General features: G+C 59.9%; 1 protein-coding gene. It reads left to right on the top strand.

Features of this window, described 5'->3' with window-relative positions; genetic code table 11:
* On the top strand, positions 1–246 hold a 246-nt coding region (locus EN846_RS34945), incomplete at its 5' end, for a hypothetical protein (RefSeq protein ID WP_189587201.1).
* Positions 247–354: the final 108 nt, after the last annotated feature.

Raw genomic sequence — 354 nt, 5'->3', positions numbered from 1 at the left:
CAAAAACTGATGGATGAGATCGTGCGCGAGGTCGAAGACATTGACGGCGGGCTGGTACTCTACGAAGACCCGCTGCACGTCATGTACAATGTCGTCGATCGCCGGGGCCTTTTTGAGCTAGGGCACAACTGCGCGCGACTGTTCGGCTTCGAAGAAAGATTGACCGACAAGCTGTTTGGGCGAGAGTGCCAAGCCGCTGCCCTTGCCGCCCGTCAGGCGCGTTTCGAACATGGTGAGCGTCCGTGACAGCACACAACGGCAATCCCTTCCGCCGCTTTTGGGATCTCGGTTATCGTCGCCTGCTTCCTGTCGTTCCCCATGACTGCGGCCTTCGTGCCGCAGGCAAACGCCCCG

The sequence above is a fragment of the Mesorhizobium sp. M4B.F.Ca.ET.203.01.1.1 genome, assembly GCF_004791025.1.
GTDB lineage: Bacteria > Pseudomonadota > Alphaproteobacteria > Rhizobiales > Rhizobiaceae > Mesorhizobium > Mesorhizobium abyssinicae.
This window is presented reverse-complemented; position numbering and strand designations above follow the sequence as displayed.